This window comes from Novosphingobium sp. TK46, assembly GCF_055361525.1.
This window is the reverse complement of sequence record NZ_CM143963.1, coordinates 761,090-780,574: the sequence shown is the minus strand read 5'-3', so window position 1 is coordinate 780,574 and position 19,485 is coordinate 761,090. Positions and strand designations below refer to the sequence as shown.

At 65.9% G+C, this 19,485-nt stretch carries 11 protein-coding genes; 3 read left to right on the top strand and 8 right to left on the bottom strand.

Going from position 1 to position 19,485, the window contains the following annotated elements; genetic code table 11:
• Window positions 1-3: 3 nt before the first annotated feature.
• Together ACXJ1Z_RS03615 and ACXJ1Z_RS03610 are read right to left on the bottom strand one after the other, a co-directional pair.
• Window positions 4-1,554: a Ppx/GppA phosphatase family protein gene (locus ACXJ1Z_RS03615; RefSeq protein WP_463779590.1), complete on the bottom strand. Its 1,551-nt coding sequence runs from the start codon at window positions 1,552-1,554 to the stop codon at window positions 4-6.
• A 45-nt stretch (window positions 1,555-1,599) separates the two neighbouring features.
• On the bottom strand, window positions 1,600-3,783 hold the full coding sequence (locus ACXJ1Z_RS03610) for an RNA degradosome polyphosphate kinase (protein ID WP_463781161.1): 2,184 nt from the start codon (window positions 3,781-3,783) through the stop codon (window positions 1,600-1,602).
• A gap of 155 nt (window positions 3,784-3,938) precedes the next feature.
• Between ACXJ1Z_RS03610 and ACXJ1Z_RS03605 the strand changes: the two genes are divergently transcribed.
• From ACXJ1Z_RS03605 to ACXJ1Z_RS03595, 3 genes are read left to right on the top strand one after another with little or no spacing between them, the layout of a single operon-like run.
• Window positions 3,939-7,310: a transglutaminase family protein gene (locus ACXJ1Z_RS03605; RefSeq protein WP_463779589.1), complete on the top strand. Its 3,372-nt coding sequence runs from the start codon at window positions 3,939-3,941 to the stop codon at window positions 7,308-7,310.
• Window positions 7,300-9,789: a circularly permuted type 2 ATP-grasp protein gene (locus ACXJ1Z_RS03600; protein WP_463779588.1), complete on the top strand. Its 2,490-nt coding sequence runs from the start codon at window positions 7,300-7,302 to the stop codon at window positions 9,787-9,789. The genes ACXJ1Z_RS03605 and ACXJ1Z_RS03600 overlap by 11 nt, the downstream gene beginning before the upstream one ends.
• A complete protein-coding gene (locus tag ACXJ1Z_RS03595; protein WP_463781160.1) occupies window positions 9,789-10,670 on the top strand; it encodes a transglutaminase family protein in 882 nt (293 codons plus the stop codon). Before ACXJ1Z_RS03600 ends, ACXJ1Z_RS03595 begins: the two co-directional genes overlap by 1 nt.
• 23 nt (window positions 10,671-10,693) lie before the next feature.
• On the opposite strand, the gene paoC is transcribed toward ACXJ1Z_RS03595, so the two are convergent.
• The 6 genes from paoC to ACXJ1Z_RS03565 all read right to left on the bottom strand — a co-directional run bounded on the left by paoC (window position 10,694) and on the right by ACXJ1Z_RS03565 (window position 19,349).
• Window positions 10,694-12,910: an aldehyde oxidoreductase molybdenum-binding subunit PaoC gene (gene paoC / locus ACXJ1Z_RS03590; protein WP_463779586.1), complete on the bottom strand. Its 2,217-nt coding sequence runs from the start codon at window positions 12,908-12,910 to the stop codon at window positions 10,694-10,696.
• Entirely contained in the window at window positions 12,907-13,857 is a 951-nt protein-coding gene (locus ACXJ1Z_RS03585; protein WP_463779585.1) for an FAD binding domain-containing protein, read from the bottom strand. Before ACXJ1Z_RS03585 ends, paoC begins: the two co-directional genes overlap by 4 nt.
• The gene (gene paoA / locus ACXJ1Z_RS03580) at window positions 13,854-14,390 is read right to left on the bottom strand and encodes an aldehyde dehydrogenase iron-sulfur subunit PaoA (protein ID WP_463779584.1); all 537 of its coding nucleotides are present in this window, start codon (window positions 14,388-14,390) and stop codon (window positions 13,854-13,856) included. Before paoA ends, ACXJ1Z_RS03585 begins: the two co-directional genes overlap by 4 nt.
• Window positions 14,391-14,670: 280 nt before the next feature.
• Window positions 14,671-16,080 carry an aldehyde dehydrogenase family protein gene (locus ACXJ1Z_RS03575; protein ID WP_463779583.1) on the bottom strand — a complete coding sequence of 470 codons (1,410 nt, stop codon included), beginning with the start codon at window positions 16,078-16,080 and terminating at the stop codon, window positions 14,671-14,673.
• Window positions 16,081-16,206: 126 nt separating this feature from the next.
• Window positions 16,207-17,985 carry a thiamine pyrophosphate-binding protein gene (locus ACXJ1Z_RS03570; protein WP_463779581.1) on the bottom strand — a complete coding sequence of 593 codons (1,779 nt, stop codon included), beginning with the start codon at window positions 17,983-17,985 and terminating at the stop codon, window positions 16,207-16,209.
• A gap of 191 nt (window positions 17,986-18,176) precedes the next feature.
• Complete coding sequence (locus ACXJ1Z_RS03565; protein WP_463779580.1) at window positions 18,177-19,349, bottom strand: CaiB/BaiF CoA transferase family protein; 1,173 nt, start codon at window positions 19,347-19,349, stop codon at window positions 18,177-18,179.
• Window positions 19,350-19,485 lie beyond the last annotated feature (136 nt).

Here is a 19,485-nt window from a genome sequence, read left to right as displayed (position 1 = left end):
CCCTCAGCTTTCGGGGGTGGACGTGACCTTCCAGCCCAGGCCCAGCCACTCGGCCAGATGGCGCAAGTCCTTGCCCGCGCTGTTGCTGTAGAGCGCTTTTAGCGGCTCGGTGAGGGCAAGTACGAGATCGTTGCCCGCGCGGGTCAGGGTGGTCCCGGCCAGAGCCTGCTCCGCGCAACCGGTCAGTCGGCGGCATAGGCGGATGCCCAGCCCCCACGAAACCGCGTGATGCAGATCCTCGGCCGAGGCGAGGCGCGACAATGCGGCGGGCACTTCGGTCAGGCCGGAATTGGCGAAGACGGTCATCGCCATCATCGCCCGGCCACGCGCGTTGAGCCCGATCCAGCGCTTGCGCAGCGCCCAGCCCATCGCCTGTTCGGCGCGCATGTTGGGTTCGGTCCGCATCGCGGCGAGCGCCAGCATCGTGGATGCAAGCCGCAGGTTGCCGTTCCGGCGTGGATCATCGCCCGCCGCCGATGTCCAGCGCGCTACGGCTGCGGCATGCTCGGGTGATACCAGCGAGGTTCGGGCGAAGGCGATCACGCCGGCCAGCATCGGATCCTGCGCGCGGACCTGCGGATCGAGCCGCGCGAACAGCAAGCCTTCACGCAGGCCCCATGAGGAAAATACGATCCGCGAAGGCGATATGCGCTCGACCAGTTGGCCCAGCAGCGCGGCGGCATCGGGTACGGTCCCGACGCGCGAGGCGGCGATGCGCGGGTCGGGCCGCTCAAGCTTGCCTTTCTCGAACTGGCGGCACATCCGCAGCGCCTCTTCGGGGGCGAGTTCGAAATCGTGCGGATCGTCCAGCGGCCAGCCGATCTCGTGCATCGCCTGCAGTGCCAGTGCCCGCCACGATCCACCGACGATGTAGAGTGGCAGGCCGGCGCCGCTGGACCAGCTGGCCTGCGAGAGGCCGTCGCGTACGGCGGCGGCGAAGCGGACCGGGCCGGCGGCGCGCAGGTCGCCCAGCCGCAACGTGCCATAAGGCAGGGTGATGCCGCCCCGGCATCCCGTGCCGTCGATCGCCACCAGTTCCAGGCTGCCTCCGCCAAGGTCGCCGACGGTCCCGCGCGCGCCGGGGAAGGCGGCCATCACGCCGATCGCGCTGGCTTGCGCTTCCTCCTCGCCTGTCAGCAGCCGTGGCGAAAGGCCGAGGTTGCGTACCGCTGCGAGGAATTCCGGCCCGTTGCGCGCATCGCGGCTCGCGGCAGTGGCGACGCAATCGACATCGTCGATACCCAGCAGCTTGAGCATGGCGGCAAAGCGCGCCAACGCGGACAAAGCGGTATCCATCGACTTGGCCGACAGCAGCCCGTCCTTGCCGATATCCTTGCCCAGCTTGGCGCTGATCTTCTCGTTGAGGATCACGATCGGGGCGCGCGGCGGGCCATTGTACACCACGAGCCGCACGGTGTTCGAGCCGATGTCGATGATCGCGCGCTTCATGCCGGCGTAGTCGGCGGCATACAGGCTGGCGAGCGCCGCATCGTCGGCGAGACGGGCAGGTGCGAACGCTTGCGCCGAAGACGCATCAGGGTTGGTACCGGTCATATTGTTCGCGCGATTCCCGTTGGACCCGTTTATCGGCGGGCTATGTCAGATGTTGCCGCGCCTAAGCGAGAGCTTGGGCACCTTTCGTCCACTGGCGAGTGACGCGCCGCGCCCTGAAAGCGACGGATTGGTCATGAAGTAGCGATGCAGGTTGAAACTGTCCTCTTCCGCCTCGCCACCGACCTCCTCGATCCGCTCGTACGTGCCGTCGCTTTCCAGGATCCAGCTCTGTTCGGTATCCAGCAGGTTGGCGAGCATCACTTGCCCCAGCACCTGATCGTGCACGGTGCCATGGCTGATCGGCAGCAACAGCTCGACCCGGCGATCGAGATTGCGGCTCATGCCGTCGGCGGAGGTGATGAACACCTTGGCATCGTCGCTCGGCAGTTCGCTGCCGTTGGCGAAAGCCCAGATGCGCGCGTGTTCCAGGAACCGCCCGATGATCGACTTGACGGTGATGGTTTCGGACAGGCCCTCGATCCTGGGGCGCAGGCAGCAGATGCCGCGAAGGACCAGAACGATGGTCACCCCGGCGCGGCTGGCGGCGTAGAGCTTGTCGATCAGGCCAGGGTCGGTCAGCGAGTTCATCTTGGCCCAGATCGCGGCGGTCTTGCCCGCCTTGGCATTGGCGATCTCGGCATCGATGCAGTCGTACAGTGTCGAGCGCAGGCTGATCGGCGAGATCGACAGCAGCTCGGTCTGCTTGGGTTCGATATAGCCGGTGATGAAGTTGAACAGCCGCCCGACGTCGCGCCCCGCGGCGGGGTCCGCGGTGAAATACGACAAGTCGGTATAGATGCGCGCGGTCACCGGGTGGTAGTTGCCGGTGCCGAAGTGGCAATAGGTACGATAGGCCTCGCCCTCGCGGCGCACCACCATCGAGACCTTGGCATGGGTCTTCCAGTCGACGAAGCCGTAGATCACCTGCACGCCCGCGCGTTCCAGCTGGCTGGCCCACAGCAGGTTCTGTTCTTCGTCGAAACGGGCTTTGAGCTCGACCACCGCCGTCACCGACTTGCCGGCCTCGGCCGCGGTGATCAGCGCGTTGACGATCGCGGACTGCTTGCCGGCGCGATAGAGGGTCTGCTTGATGGCGATGACGTCGGGATCGCGCGCCGCCTGCTTGAGGAAGTCTATCACCACCTCGAAGCTTTCGTAGGGGTGCTGGATCACGATGTCCTTTTCGCGGATCGCGGCGAAGCAATCCCCGTCGTGTTCCAGGATGCGTTCGGGAAAGCGCGGCGAATAGGGCTCGAACTTGAGCTCCGGCCGGTCCTCGTCGATCAGCGCGGACAGGCCCGCCATGCCGATCAGCCCGCCGGTCTTGATTACCAGCGCGCTGTCGAGCTTGAGCTGCGCGCGCAGCAATTCCTCAGCCGCCGGGTCGAAAGCGCCCTGCAACTGCAGCACGATCACCTTGCCACGCCGCCGTCGCTGGATCGCGGTGCGATAGTAGCGCACGAGGTCTTCGGCATCTTCCTCAAGCTCGATGTCGCTGTCGCGCAGCACGCGGAACACGCCGTTGCCGTTGAGGCTGAAGCCGGGGAAGATCTGGTCGGCGTGACGGCAGATCAGGTCTTCGATCGACATGTAGATCGCATCGGCGCCCGGCACCCGGACGAAGCGGGGCAGGGCCTGCGGGATCAGGATCATCTCCATCACCGGCGCGTCGTCAGCCTCCCGAGTTAGCGAGAACAGTACGCCGATGCCGGTATTGGAAACGAAGGGAAACGGGTGCGCCGGGTCGATCGCCTGGGGGGTGATCACCGGCATGATGTGTTCAATGAAGTAGTTCTTCAGCCAGGCCTCGCCCTCGGCACCGATGCGTTCCTCGCCGATGACGCGGATGCCACAGTCGTTCAGCTTGGCTTTCAGGCCCTGCCACGACTGCTGCTGCTTGGCCTCGATCTTGAACACTTCCTCGTGCACGGCGGCAAGCTGCTGGGTGGGCGTCATGCCGTCGATCGAGATCTCCTCGATCTGGCGGCGCACCTGGCCGGCGAGGCCGGCGACGCGCACGGTGAGGAACTCGTCGAGGTTGCTGCCCGAGATCGACAGGAAGCGCAGCCGTTCGAGCAGCGGGTAGTTCGAGTTCTCCGCTTCGGCCAGCACGCGCTCGTTGAAGGCCAGCCAACTCAGCTCGCGATTGAAGAAGCGCGTCGGCAAGGTGGCGATATCGGCATCGTTTGTCTCTACCGCCGGAGAGGTCGTTTCGCGCGCTTCGAGCATGGGTATCCGTTGCATGAGAAGAAGCTGCCTTATCAATCGCGAAGGGCCGAACGTCAAAAGCGATGGTCGATTGTCATAATTGACCTTCAACCGCGTATAACAAAAGCTGGCGAACTACGTTGCAGCGCAGCACGCTTTGCCGCAAGGTCGTAGCGATGATCAAAGCCGCTCTGCACCACCTGACGCGCTATGGGTACAACAAGCGCATCCGCCTCGGCCCGCAAGTGATCCGGCTGCGGCCGGCGCCCCACAGCCGCACGGCGGTGCCGAACTACTCGCTCAAGATCAGCCCGCCCGAGCATTTCCTGAACTGGCAGCAGGATCCGCACGGCAACTGGCTCGCGCGAGTGGTCTTCCCCGATCCGGTCGACCACTTCTCGATCGAGGTCGACATGCTGGCCGAGCTGGCGGTGATCAACCCGTTCGACTTCTTCGTCGAGCCCGACGCCGAGGAATACCCGTTCACCTATCCCGAGACGCTCAAGGGCGATCTGTCGGCCTATTTCGAGATCGAGCCGCAAGGGCCGCTGTTCGACGATCTGGTGGCGCAGCACGCCAGCTATCAGGGCCGCACGGTCGACTTCCTGGTCGACATCAACAGCCGCCTGCAGCAGCGCATCGGCTATGTCATCCGCATGGAATCGGGCATCATGGAGCCCGAGGAAACGCTGCAGGTCGGCATCGGCTCGTGCCGGGATTCCGCCTGGCTGCTGGTGCAGCTGCTGCGCCGGCTCGGCTTCGCCGCGCGGTTCGTATCGGGCTATTCGATCCAGCTGGTCGCCGACGTGATCCCCAAGGAGGGGCCGCAAGGCGTCCAGCAGGACGTGACCGACCTGCATGCGTGGGCCGAAGCCTACGTGCCCGGCGCCGGCTGGATCGCGCTCGACGCGACATCGGGCATGTTCGCGGGCGAGGGGCACATCCCGCTCTGCGCCACCCCACACTATCGCTCGGCCACGCCGATCGAGGGCATGGCCGAACCCGCCGAAGTCGACTTCCACTTCGAGATGGATGTCAGCCGCATCGCCGAGGCGGTACGCATCACCAAGCCATTCACCGACGATCGCTGGAACGCCTTGCTGGCGCTGGGCGATCAGGTCGATGCCGATCTGGCGGCGGGCGAGGTCAACCTCACCATGGGCGGTGAGCCGACCTTCATCGCCAACACCGACTTCGAAGCGCCGGAGTGGAACAGCGCCGCCGTCGGCCCGACCAAGGCGGCCTACGCTGACCAGCTGATCCGCCTGCTGCGCGACAAGTTCGCGCCGGGCTCGCTGCTCCATCACGGGCAGGGCAAATGGTATCCCGGCGAAAGCCTGCCGCGCTGGGGCTACTCCATCTACTGGCGCAAGGATGGCGTGCCGATCTGGACCGATGCCTCGCTGCTGGCGGGCGAGAGGCCGATGGCTAAGGGCGCCGAGGCTGAGCCAGTGCCGACGATCGACGTCGAAGTCGCCGGCGAGATCCTGCGCGCCGCCGCGCAGAACCTGGGCGTCGAGATCGACTACGTGCAGCCGGTGTTCGAGGATGTCGAGGAGTGGGCTGAGAAGGAGGAGGACTTGCCGGTCAACGTCACTCCGCTCGACCCCAAGATCGAGGACGAGGAGCTCGCCCGCCGTTTCCGCCGTACGTATCGCCGTGGGCTGGACAAGCCGGTCGGCTTCGTCCTGCCGGTGCAGCGCTGGAATGCCGAGAGCCAGCAGATCCCGCGCTGGAAGAGCGAGCAGTGGAAGGTCCGCAAGGGCACGCTGACCGCGGTGCCGGGCGACAGCGCCATCGGCTATCGCCTGCCGCTGGGCTCGCTGCCGCATGTGCCGGCGTCCGACTACCCCTACATCCACCCGCGCGACACCGCCGAGCCGTTGCAGCCGCTGGCTGACTTCCGCACCCAGGTGATTGAGCGCGGCAACGAAGTGCGCGATGCCGCGATGCCGGAGCAACGCTCCGAGCGGGTCGCTGGCCCGGACGGCAACGCGCAGGAAATTGTCGAGCAGAAGCTGATCGAGGGCGCGGTCCGTACCGCCGTCACCATCGAGCCGCGCGGCGATTTCCTCGCGGTGTTCATCCCGCCGACCGAGAAGCTGGAAGATTACCTCGAACTCGTCGCCGCCATCGAAGTGGTGGCGAAGGAACGCGGCGTGCCGGTGCGGATCGAAGGCTATCCGCCGCCGCCGGACCCACGCATCCAGGTGCTCAAGGTCACGCCCGATCCGGGCGTGATCGAGGTCAACATCCACCCCAGCGCCAGCTGGCGCGAGACGGTGGAGATCACCGAGACGCTCTACGACGCGGCGCGCTCGATTGGCCTCACCGCCGACAAGTTCATGGTCGATGGCCGCTCGATCGGCACCGGTGGCGGCAACCACATCGTCCTGGGCGGGCCGACGTTGCTCGACTCGCCGTTCATCCGCCGCCCGGACTTGCTCAAGAGCTTCGTCACCTACTGGCAGCGGCACCCATCGCTCAGCTATCTCTTCTCCGGCCTGTTCATCGGTCCGACCAGCCAGAGCCCGCGGATCGACGAGGCGCGTCACGATAGCCTCTACGAACTGGAGATCGCGCTGGGTCAAGTGCCCGGCCCGGATCAGGAGCAACCCGCGCCGTGGGTGGTCGATCGCCTGTTCCGCAACCTGCTGACCGACGTCACCGGCAACACTCATCGCACCGAGATCTGCATCGACAAGATGTTCTCGCCCGATGGTCCGACCGGACGGCTTGGCCTGGTCGAATTCCGCGCCTTCGAGATGCCGCCGGACGCCAAGATGTCGCTGGCTCAGCAACTCCTGCTGCGCGCGCTGACCGCCACGTTCTGGAAGAACCCGATCGACGGCCCGCTGATGCGCTGGGGCACGCAGCTGCACGACCGCTTCATGCTGGGCCAGTTCGTGTGGGAGGATTTCCTCGACGTCCTCGCCGACCTCGACCGCGCCGGCTACCACTTCGACCCGGCCTGGTTCGAGGCGCAACGCATGTTCCGCTTCCCCGTCCACGGCGAAGTCGAAGGCGGCGGCGTTCATCTCGAGATCAGCCACGCGCTGGAACCGTGGAACGTGCTGGGTGAGACCGGCGCGATCGGCGGCACCGTGCGCTATGTCGACAGCTCGACCGAGCGGCTGCAGGTCAAGGCCACCGGACTCGTCGCCGGGCGTCATGTTATTACCTGCAACGGTCGCCGCGTGCCGCTTATCCCGACCGGGCGGGGGCAGGGTGTCGGTGGCGTGCGCTACAAGGCCTGGGCTCCGGCCGAGTGCCTGCATCCCCTGATGCCCGCGCATGCACCGCTGACGTTCGACATCTTCGACACCTGGAACAGCCGCTCGCTGGGCGGCTGCGTCTATCACGTCGCGCATCCCGGCGGGCGAAGCTACGACGTGGTGCCGATCAACGACTACGAGGCCGAAGCCCGCCGCAAGGCGCGGTTTCAGGAGAACGGCCACTCACCGGGCCAGCTCGCCACGCCGCCCGAGGAGACGGTCGGCGAGTTCGCCTACACGCTGGACTTACGCCGACCGATCCGTGGCGTCTAGAACGCCGCAGCCACAAGGCGGCTGGCTCGACCGCTATCCGGTCGATGCCACCGCCGGTGATCTCTACGCCGATGCCGCACCTGCGGTCGCCGCCAAGTGGCGCGCGATCGCAGGGGGCCTGGCGGCGATGGCGCAAGGCGATCCGGCGGTGCTGGCCGACACCACCGCGCGCCATATCGACGACCTTGGCCTTACCTTCCGCATCGCCGGCGATCAGGACGAGCGCGCCTGGCCGGTCACACCGCTGCCGCTGATCATCGGCGCGGACGAGTGGGCCGGGGTCGAGCGCGGTCTGATCCAGCGCGCGACCCTGTTCGAGCAATTGGCGCGCGACATCTACGGGCCGCAGACGCTGGTAGCTCAAGGCCACTTGCCCGCTGCGGTGGTCGCGGGCAGCCCCTTCTTCGCGCGCAAGATGCTCGGCCGCAGTCCCGACAACGGACACTTCATCCACGTCTATGCCGCCGATCTGGCACGCGGTCCGAAGGGCCAGTGGCGCGTGCTGAACGACCGCGTCCGCCTCGCCACCGGGGTCGGCTATGCGCTGGAAAACCGGCTGGCGATGACGCGCACCACCGACGCACTGCTGGCCAAGAACAACGTGCGGCGCCTGGCCGACTTCTTCGCCGTCTTGCGCGAAGGCATCGCCGCCGATTGCCGCCGCGAGCGCCCGCGCATCGCGCTGCTGACCCCGGGACGCTTCAACCAGACTTATGCCGAGCAGGCACACCTTGCGCGCTATCTCGGCTTGCCGCTGGTCGAGGGGCGCGACTTGTCGGTGCAGGACGACAAGCTCTACGTCGGCACGATCACCGGGCCGCGCCGTGTCGACGCGGTCTGGCGCTGGCTCAATACCAATGCGCTCGATCCGCTAACCTTCGACGCCAAGTCGCAGCTGGGTGTCGCCAACATGTTCGACGCCTGGGCGGCCGGCAATCTTCAGATCGCCAACTGGCCCGGTGTCGAAGTGCTGGAGTCGCCGGCGTTCAATGCCTTCATGCCGCGCCTGTGCCGGGTGTTGCTGGGCGAAGATCCGATCCTGCCTACCGTCGCGACGTGGTGGTGCGGCCAGCACGCCGAAGCTCGTACCGTTCAAAGCCGCTTCGACCGCCTCGCGCTGGTTTCCGCGTTCGGTCAGCCGACCGAGGGGCTGGTCGATAGTAATCCGGTGCAGGGCGCCAGCCTCGACCCGACGCAGCGCAGCGCCTTGCTCGAAGCGATGCGGCGCCGACCGATGGATTATTGCGGGCAGGAAGTGGTCCAGCTTTCGACCACCCCGGTCGTGGTCGACGGCCAGTTGGTGCCGCGCCCGTTCACGCTGCGCGCATTCGTCGCCCGGGCTGAGGACGGCAGCTGGACGGTGATGCCCGGCGGCTTCGCGCGTATCGCTGCCAACGAGACGCTACCCACTTCGCTGATCGGCGAGGGCGATCTGTCCGCCGACTGCTGGATCGTCGACGATCATCCTTCCGCCGGTCCGGCATCGAGCAGTCTGGCCCTGGAGCCTCCCGTCTCGCGAGGCACGGGCATCCTGGCCAGCCAGGCTGCGGATAACCTGTTCTGGTTCGCCCGTTACAACGAGCGCGCGGATCTCACCGTGCGGATCGTGCGCGCGATCCTGGGCAGTTCGATCGCGGTCGATGCGGGGCGGGTCGGCGATCTGGGCGTGCGCCGCAGTCTGGCCGGCCTGCTGCATGAGTGGGACGCGATCGCCGAGCCGACGGTGCAAAAGCCGTTCGCCGCGATCTGTGCAGCGGCGCTGTCGGAAAGTCGCCTGCCCGGAGGTGTCGCCACGCTGATCGCGCGTCGCCTGGGCGTTGGCGCGGTGCTGCGTGAAAGACTGGCCCGCGATCTGTGGCGCATCGTCAGCCGGCCGATGCCGCCGATCGATCCGCAGCGCCCGCAAGACATGCTCGCAGCGGCCAACCAGTTGCTCGAACAGTTCAGCGCGCTGGCCGGGCTTGCCTCGGAGAACATGATCCGCAGCCACGCCTGGCGCTTCCTCGAGATCGGCAAACGGATCGAGCGCGCCCTGGGTACGTGCCGGATCGTCAGCCAGTTGATGGAAAGCGGCAGCGGGCTGTTCGATACCGACGAATTGGGCACCGTGCTCGACTTGTGCGACAGCCAGATCGTCTATCGCTCACGCTACCTGACCGAGCCGATGCGCAACCCGGTGTTCGACCTCGTATTGCTAGACCCCGATAATCCGCGCTCGCTGATGTTTCAGGTCGGCGAGATCGTCGCCAACCTCGAACAGCTCCCGCCCTTGCGCGACGATACCATGCCCGAACAACCGCTGCGTGAGGCGCGCGCCCTGCTGGGGTCGCTCGGCGCGGTGACCGCGCGGGAGATGGACTGGCTTACGATCATCGACCTGACCAAGCGCCTCTACGCGCTCTCCGATGCCATATCCCTGCGGTACTTCCTCCAGTTCGAGAAGGCGGAGAACACCGTCAGTCGGAGTTTGCTGGGATGATGCGCTATGCCGTCCATCATAGCACCACGGTCAATTATGCGACCCCCGTGCGGCTCGCGCGCTTCAATGTGCGGCTACGTCCGGCCTTGTGGCAGGGACAGACCGTGTCCGATTTCGTGCTGAGCGTCGATCCGCGTCCGGCCACGATCGTCGAGACCGGCGGCGCCTATTACATCAACGAGAGCAAGTTTACGTTGGGCGAAGCGGTCGATCGGCTGCACATGGAAAGCAGTTTCCAGGTGTCGAAGGAGCCGCTGCCGGCGCATGTGCTGACGGCGGACGGACCGCGACTGGCCGCCTTGCGTGAGCGGGCCATGACCTTGCGCGACCTCAGCACCACCGGCCCGGCGTCCTACATCTTCGCGTCGCCGATGGCCGCACCCGAGCGCGAGATCGCCTTGTGGGCGGGTGCGTTCCTGAACGAAGGCATGCCGGTGATGGCGGCCGGGCGCACGCTGATGCAGGCGATCAACCGCCAGTTCGCCTACGATCCCGATGCGACTTATGCCGATACGCTACCGATCGAGGCGTTCAACCTGCGGCGCGGCGTGTGCCAGGATTTCAGCCACATCATGATCATCGCCGCGCGCGCCCACGGGATCCCGGCGGCATACGTCAGTGGCTACCTGCGCACGCTGCCGCCGCCCGGCCAGCCCCGGCTGATCGGCGTCGACGCCATGCACGCCTGGGTCAACCTGTGGTGCGGCGAGGAACTGGGTTGGGTCGGTTTCGATCCCACCAACGACATGCTGGCGGACACCGGCCACATCTTCCTGGGCATGGGCCGCGACTATTCCGACGTCGCGCCACTGGACGGCACCTTTCGCGGCGGCGGCAAGCAGACGATGACCTCGTCGGTCGACGTCGCACCGCTGGACTGATCCAGCGGCGCGGACGACGTTCGCTAGGCGACCTCGGGCAAGTGTTCCAGGTGCTTGTCCAAGGTGATCGGATAGTCGCGCACGCGCACACCGGTCGCGTTGTAGATCGCATTGGCCAAAGCCGCCGCGACACCGCAGATGCCGAGTTCCGCCACGCCCTTCGCCTTCATCGGCGAAACCTTGTCGTCCACTTCGTCGAGGAACACCACCTCCTGGTGCGGAATGTCGGCATGTACCGGCACCTCGTATCCGGCAAGGTCGTGGTTCACGAACAGGCCATAGCGCGTGTCCACCGCGAGCTCTTCCATCAGCGCCGCGCCGACACCCATCGTCATCGCGCCGATCACCTGGCTGCGCGCGGTCTGCGGATTGAGGATGCGTCCCGATGCGCAGACCGCCAGCATCCGGCGGACGCGAACCTCGCCGGTGAACACATCCACGCCGACCTCCACGAAATGGGCGCCGAAGGTCGATTGCTTGAAGTCGTTTTCGATATCGCCCCATTCGATCCGGTCTTCGGCCACCAGTTCGCCTTCGCGCGTCGCGTCGGCCAGCGCATAGGAACGGTTGCCGCTGCGCACCTCGCCGTCGACGAAGTCCGCCGTCTCCCCGTCCACGCCAAGTTTATGCGCGATGGCCTCGCGCAGCTTGACGCAGGCGGCATAGACACCCGATGTCGAGCTGTTGGCGCCCCATTGTCCGCCTGACCCTGCCGAAACCGGAAAGTCCGAATCGCCCAGCCTTACGTCGATCGCTTCAAGCGGCAGACCGAGCATCTCGGCCGCGGTCTGGGCGATGATGGTGTAGCTGCCGGTGCCGATATCGGTCATGTCCGTTTCGACCGTGAGCTTGCCATCGGTGCCCAGGCGTACCCGCGCCGCGGATTTGCCGTTCTGGTTGTTGCGGAACGCGGTCGCCATGCCGTACCCGACCAGCCAATCGCCTTCGCGGCGCGAGGCTGGCTTCGCCGGACGCTCGCTCCATCCGAACCGATCCGCGCCGTCGCGCAGGCACTGGGTCAGGTTGCGCATGGAATAAGGCTGTTCCCGTTTCTCCGGATTGACCTGCGTATCGTTGATGATGCGCAGCGCGACGGGGTCGATCCCGAGCCTTTCGGCCAGCTCGTCCATGGCGATTTCCAGCGTCATCAGCCCGGTCGCCTCGCCCGGAGCACGCATCGCGTTGGACTCGGGCAAATCGAGGGTCGCCAGACGTGTCCGCGTCATGCGATTGTCGCCGGCGTAGAGTTCGCGCGTCTGGCTTACCGAGCTGTCGGCGGCGCCTGATTCCAGGTTGCCGCACCAGTTTTCGTGCCCGATGGCAAGGATCCTGCCGCTCTCGTCAGCGCCGATCCGCAGCCGCTGGATCGTGGCGGGGCGATGCGTGGTGTTGTTGGCGATCAGCGGTCGCTGCAGCGCCAGCTTCACCGGACGACCGCCGACGGCCTGGCTCGCCAGCGCAGCGCAGACGACATCGCTGCGCAGGAACAGCTTCCCGCCAAAGCCGCCACCGATGTAGGGAGAGATCACCCGGATCTTCTCCTTGGGCAGATCGAATGTCTTGCCAAGATCCTGCCGCGCCCACGCGATCATCTGGTTCGATGTCCACACCGTCAGCTTGCCGTCATCGTCCCAGGCGGCGATCGAGGCGTGCGGTTCCATCATCGCATGGGTCTCGCCAGGCGTGGTGTAGGTCTCGTCGAGCTGGATGGGTGCAGCGGCGAAAGCGGTTTCGAAATCGCCGTAGCTCGAGTCCGGCTCACCCAGCGGACCGCCGGCCTTGGGCTTGGTGGCGGTCGCCTTCGCGGCAGCAAGATCGAACTGGCCCTCGTCGCGGGCATACTCCGGCTTGATAAGCGATGCGGCGAAGCGTGCCTGTTCGAAGGTTCCGGCGACGACGATGGCGATCGCCTGATGATAGTGATCGATCCGGGGACCGGCGAACAGCCTGGCGACGTTTCGCCCGCCCTTGCCGGGCACGGTCGCATTGTCCGCCGTGACGACGGCCAGAACACCGGTCGCGTCTTGCGCATCCGCGATGTCGAGCGAGACGAGGCGGCCCTTGGCGATGCCGGCGCCCAGCACCCAGCCATAGGCGGGCTTGGCCGGCAGATCCCACTGCTCGTAGGCATAGGTCGCCTGGCCGGCGGTCTTCAACGGCCCTTCGATGCGGGGATGTGGGCGGCCGACATGCACGCCCTTGTCGATGGGGTTGAGACCGGCGGGTGTTTCAAACTTCATGATGGTTTGGCCTCCGCGAGCACGGCCGCAAGGGTCCGCTCGACCAGGGGAATCTTGAACGCATTGTCGGGACGTGGTGCAGCACCCTGCATCAGGCGGCTGGCGGTGGCTTTGGCGCCGTCACGCAACGTCGCCTCGGCCGCTTCTACCCGCCACGGCTTATGGGCGATGCCACCAACGGCGACCGCCCCGGTGCCATCCTCGTGGATCACCGCCGCGACGGAGACCAGCGCGAAGGCATAGGACGCGCGGTCGCGAACCTTGCGGTAGACATGCCGGCCGCCGACAGGGGGTGGCAAGGTCACCGCAGTGATCAGTTCGCCCGCGTTCAAGGCGGTCTCGATGTGCGGCGTATCGCCGGGCAGGCGATGGAACGCCTCGATCGGGATCGATCGGGTACCGCCGCTGGCATCGATCGTCTCGACCTGCGCATCCAGAACGCGCATCGCCACCGCCATGTCGCCGGGATGGGTGGCAATGCAGGCCTCGCTCGATCCGATCACGGCGAGCTGACGGGAAACGCCACCCAACGCGCCGCAGCCGGTACCCGGCTCGCGCTTGTTGCACGGCATGTTCGTGTCATAAAAATAGGGACAACGGGTACGCTGCAGCAGATTGCCCGCCGTCGTCGCCTTGTTGCGCAACTGGCCGGAGGCACCCGCGAGTAGCGCCCGGCTCAGGACACCATAGTCCCGGCGTACCCGCGCATCGGCGGCAAGATCGGTGTTGATGACCAGCGCGCCGATGCGAAGCCCGCCGTCCGGTGTGTCCTCGATCGTATCGAAGCCGAGCCCGTTGACGTCGACGAGATGCGTCGGCGTCTCGATCTGGAGCTTCATCAGATCGAGCAGGTTGGTGCCACCCGCGATGAACTTGGCACCAGGCTTCGCGCCTGCGATCGCCGCATCATGCGCCGAGGTCGCGCGTTCGTAGGTGAACGGCTTCATGCGCCGGCTCCTGCGACTTGCGCCATGGCTTCCGCGATGTTCGAATAGGCTCCGCAGCGACAGATGTTGCCGCTCATCCGCTCGCGCATTTCGGCGGCATCGAGCGACGGTTCGCGCATCAGGTCGGGCGTGACGTGGCTTGGAATGCCGGCACGGATCTCCTTGATCACCGAGATGGCCGAGCAGATCTGTCCGGGCGTACAGTAGCCGCACTGATATCCATCATGCTGGACGAACGCCGCCTGCATCGGATGCTGATCGTCAGCGGACCCAAGGCCTTCGATGGTGGTCACCTCATCACCCTGATGCATGATAGCCAGGCTGAGACAGCTGTTGATCCGCCGGCCGTTGACGATCACCGTACAGGCGCCGCACTGGCCGTGGTCGCAGCCTTTCTTGCTGCCCGAAAGGTGCAGATGTTCGCGAAGGGTGTCGAGCAGTGTGGTGCGGGTGTCCAGCGAAAGGTCAACGGTGGAACCGTTCACGTTGAAGGTGACCTGGGCATGGGTGGGCTCTGGCGTCGGGTGGCTCATCTGGTGGGTAATCTCGAAATGTCATGGGATTTGCGGCCTTCGGGCCGGCGCATGCGAGACTAACGAGCGGATGGGCGAGCCGTTCCCCGTTGCGGGACATGTTGCACCATGAGGCGGGCCGCACTGCGGGGAAAACCGGTGTAGGTATAGATGTTTACGGGACGTTGCGTGGCGCGAGCAGCCACGCGGAGCGAGATCTTGGACAGACGGGCCGGCCCGGTTTGGAAAGAACGCCCGTCGTGCGCCGATTGGCTGCGCAAGACGGGCGTCGGTATTCGGATCAGCCGATGATCGACTTCACTTCCAGGTATTCGGCGAAGCCATGCTCGCCCCACTCGCGGCCGTTGCCCGAGCGCTTGTAGCCGCCGAACGGCGCATTGAAGTCGAAGCCGCCGTTGACCCAGATCGCGCCGGTGCGCAGCTTGCGCGCGATGTTGCGGGCGAGGTCCGCGTCGGCGCCGCTGACATAGCCGCCCAGGCCGAACTGCGAGTCGTTGGCGATGGCGATGGCATCATCGATGTCGTCGTAGCCGATGATGACGAGGACGGGGCCGAAGATCTCCTCGCGCGCGACGACCTTGTCGTTGGTGGTCACGAACACGGTCGGCTTGACGTACCAGCCCTTGTCGAGACCGTCGGGGCGGCCCGGGCCACCGGCGATCAGTTCGGCGCCTTCGCTGATGCCCAGTTCGATGTAGCGCTGAATATCGTTGTACTGCGCCTTCGAAACGACCGGGCCCATCGCGACGTCGCTGGTCGGATCGCCCACGGTGACGCCGTTGGCAGCTTCGGCGGCGATCTTCTTCACTTCGTCCATGCGTGAAGCCGGCACCAGCAGGCGCGAGCCGGCGGAGCAGGTCTGGCCGGAGTTGCCCATCATGCCGGCGGTGGCGCCGGCGACGTGCTCGGCCAGCTTGTCGTCGTCCAGCACGATCCAGGCGCTCTTGCCGCCCAGTTCCAGGCCGACGCGCTTGACGGTGTCCGCCGCGTCCTTCTGGATCTGCACGCCGACCGGCTCGGAGCCGGTGAACGAGATCATGTCGACGTCCTCGTGCTTGGAAAGCGCGGCGCCGATCTCGCTGCCCTTGCCCTGGATCATGTTGAACACGCCTGCCGGGGCGCCGGCATCGTGGATGATCTCGGCCAGGATCTGAGCGGAATAGGGCGCGAGTTGCGGCGGCTTGAGGATCATGGTGCAGCCTGCGGCCAGCGCCGGGAAGATCTTCACGCAGGTCTGGTTCATCGGCCAGTTCCATGGCGTGATCAGGCCGCAGACGCCGATCGGCTCCTTGCGGATAAGCGTGGGGCCGCGCTGTTCCTCGAACTTGAACTCGCGCAGGACTTCGATGGCGGTGCCGAGGTGGCCCTTGCCCAGCATGGTGTGGAAACCAAGGGCGAGGCCGCGCGGCGCGCCCATCTCTTCGAGGATGGCGAGGCCGAGCTCTTCCTCGCGCTTGAGGTATTCGGCCTGGATCGCCTCGAGCAGTTCGAGCCGCTCCTTGACGGTGCTCTCGCCGAAAGTGGCGAAGGCGCGGCGGGCGGCGGCAACGGCCTTGTCGACGTCGGCTACCGAACCGAGCGAGATCGTGCCGGAGACGTTCTCGGTGGCGGGGTTGATAACTTCGGCGGTCTTGGGCTCGATGGGATCGACCCAGGCGCCGTCGATATAGAATTGGGTGTAGTTGCGCATCGCTCTCTCCAAACGCAAAATCCCCTCCCGGTGACGGGAGGGGGTGGGGAGGGCGATCCGGCCGGGAGGTCGGAAACCCGCCCCGTTGTCGTGGTGTCCCTCCCCGATCGGAGAGGGACAATCAAATCACTGCGTGCCTTCGGCGTACCAGGTGCGGAACTCCGAATAGTTCGGCATTTCCTCCGAGTTCGCGATCGGGTCGATCGGTACGTGGATCACGGTCACGCCGCCACGGGCGTAAGCGCGATCGATGGCCGGACCGATGTCCGCAGCCTTGGACACGAACTCACCGGCAGCGCCGAAGCCTTCACCGATCTTGTCGAAGCGGACCTTGTCGGACCAGTGCGTGCCGGTTTCCTTGGTGCCGTGGCCGAAGGTGCGCTTGTACACGCCCACTTCGAGACCCCACTGGAAGTCGACGCCGACGACGCAGACCAGGTTCAGGTTCTCACGCACGGCGACTTCGAGCTCACCGACATGGAACAGGAACGAGCTGTCCGAGGTCAGCAGCATGCCCGGACGCGACACGCCGGTCTCGGCGCGATCGGCTAGCATGGCGCCGGTGGCGTAGGGCAGGCCGGTGCCGATGTGGCCGTAGTTCTGGTTCCAGATCACGTCGTGCGGCTTGCACTGCGAGTAGGTCCACTGGAAGATCACCGTGGCGCCGCCGTCGCGGATCATGATGCCGTCCTTGGGGAACGCCTTGGTCGCCTCGGTGACGAACTGGCTGGTGTGCATCAGGCTCTCGCTGCCGTCCGGCTTGCTGCCGGCTTCCTCGGCGAGTTCGGCCAGCTGCGCCGCATCCTGCTGGATGAAGGCGGACAGCTTCTCGGTAGCCTGACGGCCACCCAGTTCCTTCAGCGCGCGGCTGAGCTGCGGCACGACACCACGCACGTCGCCGATCAGCGGCACGTCGATCGGACGGTTGACGCCGATCGCGGTGGCGTCCTGCTGGACGTAGATCCACTTGCGGTTGGCCTCGTTGTCGACCCAGTGGCGCCAGCGGCCGTAGTGCGAAGGCTCACCCAGCTCGGTGGCGAGCGCGACGCAGCAGTCGCTCTCGATCACGGCGTCGATCGACGCCTCGGAGAAGCCGTAGGGGAAGGTGCGATCCTCCAGGCCCTCGATGAAGCTGGTGCCGCCCGAGGTCTGGATGACCGGACACTGCATCAGGTCGGCCAGTTCCTTGACTGCCGCGCCGGACTTCGACGTGTGGACGCCGTGGCCGACCAGCAGGATCGGGTTCTTGGCGTTCATGATGATCTGCGCGGCTTCAGCGATGCGATCACCGTCCGCGCCTGCGTTCACGAGGCGATAGCGCTCGGGCGGCAGGATCGGCGTGTTGGGCACGTCTTCCAGAATCACGTGCTGCGGCAGCTCGATGTAGACCGGGCCGGGCGTGCCCGAAAGGGAAACGCGGATCGCCTCGCGGATGATCTCGTCGACCTGATCGCCGTACTCGATCGAGCTCGAGTACTTGACCGAATCCTCGACCATCGGCTCCTGGCGCACGAACTGGATGCGACCGCGACGCACGCGGCGCTCGGTCACGCGGGCGCGCTGGCCGGCGATGATGATGACCGGATCGTTCTCGACCTTGGCGCACTGCACGCCGGGCATGGCGTTGGCGAGGCCTGGCCCGAGCGTGGCGATGCAGACGGCGGGCTTGCCGGTGATGCGTGCGGCGGCCGCGGCCATGTGCGCGCTCGACGCTTCGTGGTGCGACGACACGACGGTCCAGCCACGGGTTTCGGCCTCGAGGAAGAGGTGGACGAAGTTGGGATCGGGAATGCCGAACAGGGTCTTGATGCCCTCGGCCTCGAACAGATCGAGCATGCGCTTGTATACGGGAATCATGTTCGCGTTGGTCGTCGGCGCTTCCGCCTGCGGCTCATTGTCGTACATCGTGTGCCTTCCTTCTCGATCCGGTCTCTTGCCAAACTTGACGAGGATCCGTTGCCGGTTCCTCCAAACGATGGGGCGGATTACCCTCCCAAGGCCAGCCGTGGAGTCGCTGTTAGACAACTGCGCACCGACTGCCAAATGCAAATCAACAGCAGTGTTCACTTACCGCGACGGCGTGTGCTGCCACGGCGTCAGTCGTCATTCTGCGCCGTACCGGCGAGCGACGCCAGCACCGCAGCGTTGTCCGCGCCCAGCCGGGGCGCCGGGCCACGCACGCGCCCGGGTGTCTGCGAGAACCATGTCGGCACGCCGGGAAACCGTGTCGGTCCTTGCGGCGTGTCGATTTCCTCGAAGAAGCCGATGGCGTTGAGCTGTTCGTTGTCGAACAGTTCGTCGGTGGTCTGCAACCGCGAGCAGGGGATGTGCAGCTCGGTCAGCGTGTCCAGCCACTCCTGCGTGGTCCGGGTCAGGAACGTCTCTCCCAGCAGGCCATAGACGCGGCCGATCTGCTTGGCGCGCTGGCCCAGGGTGGCGAACTCGTCGCTCGCCCACTCGGGCTGGATCGCGCCCACGAAGGCGTTCCAGTGCTTGTCGTTGTACACAAGCGCGGCGACGTAGCCGTCCTTAGTCCGGTAGGGGCGACGGTTCTTCTCGACCGCGCGGTGATAGTGCGCCGGCGTGGTCGGGGGCGAGAACATCGCACCATTGGCATGTTCGACCAGCATGAACGAGGACATCGCCTCGAACATGGTGACTTCGACCTCCTGGCCCTCGCCCGTGCGCTCGCGATGGAACAACGCCATCATCGTGGCGTAGAGCGCGTGCAGTCCGGCGACCTTGTCGGCCATGATCGTGGCGACGTAGCCCGGCTCGCCGTTCATCAGGCCTTGGACGTAAGGAATACCGCACTCGGCCTGGATGGTGTCGTCGTAGGCCGGCTTGTCGGCCTCAGGCCCACGGCGCGAATAGCCGTAGCAATTGGTGTAGACGATGTCGGGCTTGATCGCGCGCACGTCCTCGTAGCCGAAGCCCAGCTTGCCGATCGCCTTGCCGCGCATCGAGTGGATGAAGACATCCGCGGTGGCAATCAACGCCCGCAGCGTCGCCTTGTCGGCTTCATCGCGCAAGTTGAGCATGACGCTCTTCTTGCCGCGGTTCACGTTGACGTAGATGCCGCCCATGCCGGCTTCAGGGCCGGTGGTGATCCAGCGGGTGTTGTCACCTTCGGGCGGCTCGACCTTGATCACGTCTGCGCCCATGTCCGCCATGATCTGGGTGGCGTAGGGACCGAAGACGACGCTGGTGAGGTCGATCACGCGCACGCCATGAAGCGGTCCGTTCGCTCCTGCTGTGGTCGTGTTCATCCTCAACTCCCGTCTGTCGTTGCCGCTTAGGTAACCGAGCCTTAAACAAAAAGCTATGCGTATTTCCGCACGCCGAACCGTTATCGGCACACAAGAGGTTGTGCGGCGTCGTTCGACTTGCTAGGCGCGATGCATC

Coding starts and splice junctions, on each gene's coding strand:
- ACXJ1Z_RS03615 (WP_463779590.1), bottom strand. CDS start 1,554: ATGACCGGTACCAACCCTGATGCGTCTTCGGCGCAAGCGTTCGCACCT.
- ACXJ1Z_RS03610 (WP_463781161.1), bottom strand. CDS start 3,783: ATGCTCGAAGCGCGCGAAACGACCTCTCCGGCGGTAGAGACAAACGAT.
- ACXJ1Z_RS03605 (WP_463779589.1), top strand. CDS start 3,939: ATGATCAAAGCCGCTCTGCACCACCTGACGCGCTATGGGTACAACAAG.
- ACXJ1Z_RS03595 (WP_463781160.1), top strand. CDS start 9,789: ATGCGCTATGCCGTCCATCATAGCACCACGGTCAATTATGCGACCCCC.
- paoC (WP_463779586.1), bottom strand. CDS start 12,910: ATGAAGTTTGAAACACCCGCCGGTCTCAACCCCATCGACAAGGGCGTG.
- ACXJ1Z_RS03585 (WP_463779585.1), bottom strand. CDS start 13,857: ATGAAGCCGTTCACCTACGAACGCGCGACCTCGGCGCATGATGCGGCG.
- paoA (WP_463779584.1), bottom strand. CDS start 14,390: ATGAGCCACCCGACGCCAGAGCCCACCCATGCCCAGGTCACCTTCAAC.
- ACXJ1Z_RS03575 (WP_463779583.1), bottom strand. CDS start 16,080: ATGCGCAACTACACCCAATTCTATATCGACGGCGCCTGGGTCGATCCC.
- ACXJ1Z_RS03570 (WP_463779581.1), bottom strand. CDS start 17,985: ATGTACGACAATGAGCCGCAGGCGGAAGCGCCGACGACCAACGCGAAC.
- ACXJ1Z_RS03565 (WP_463779580.1), bottom strand. CDS start 19,349: ATGAACACGACCACAGCAGGAGCGAACGGACCGCTTCATGGCGTGCGC.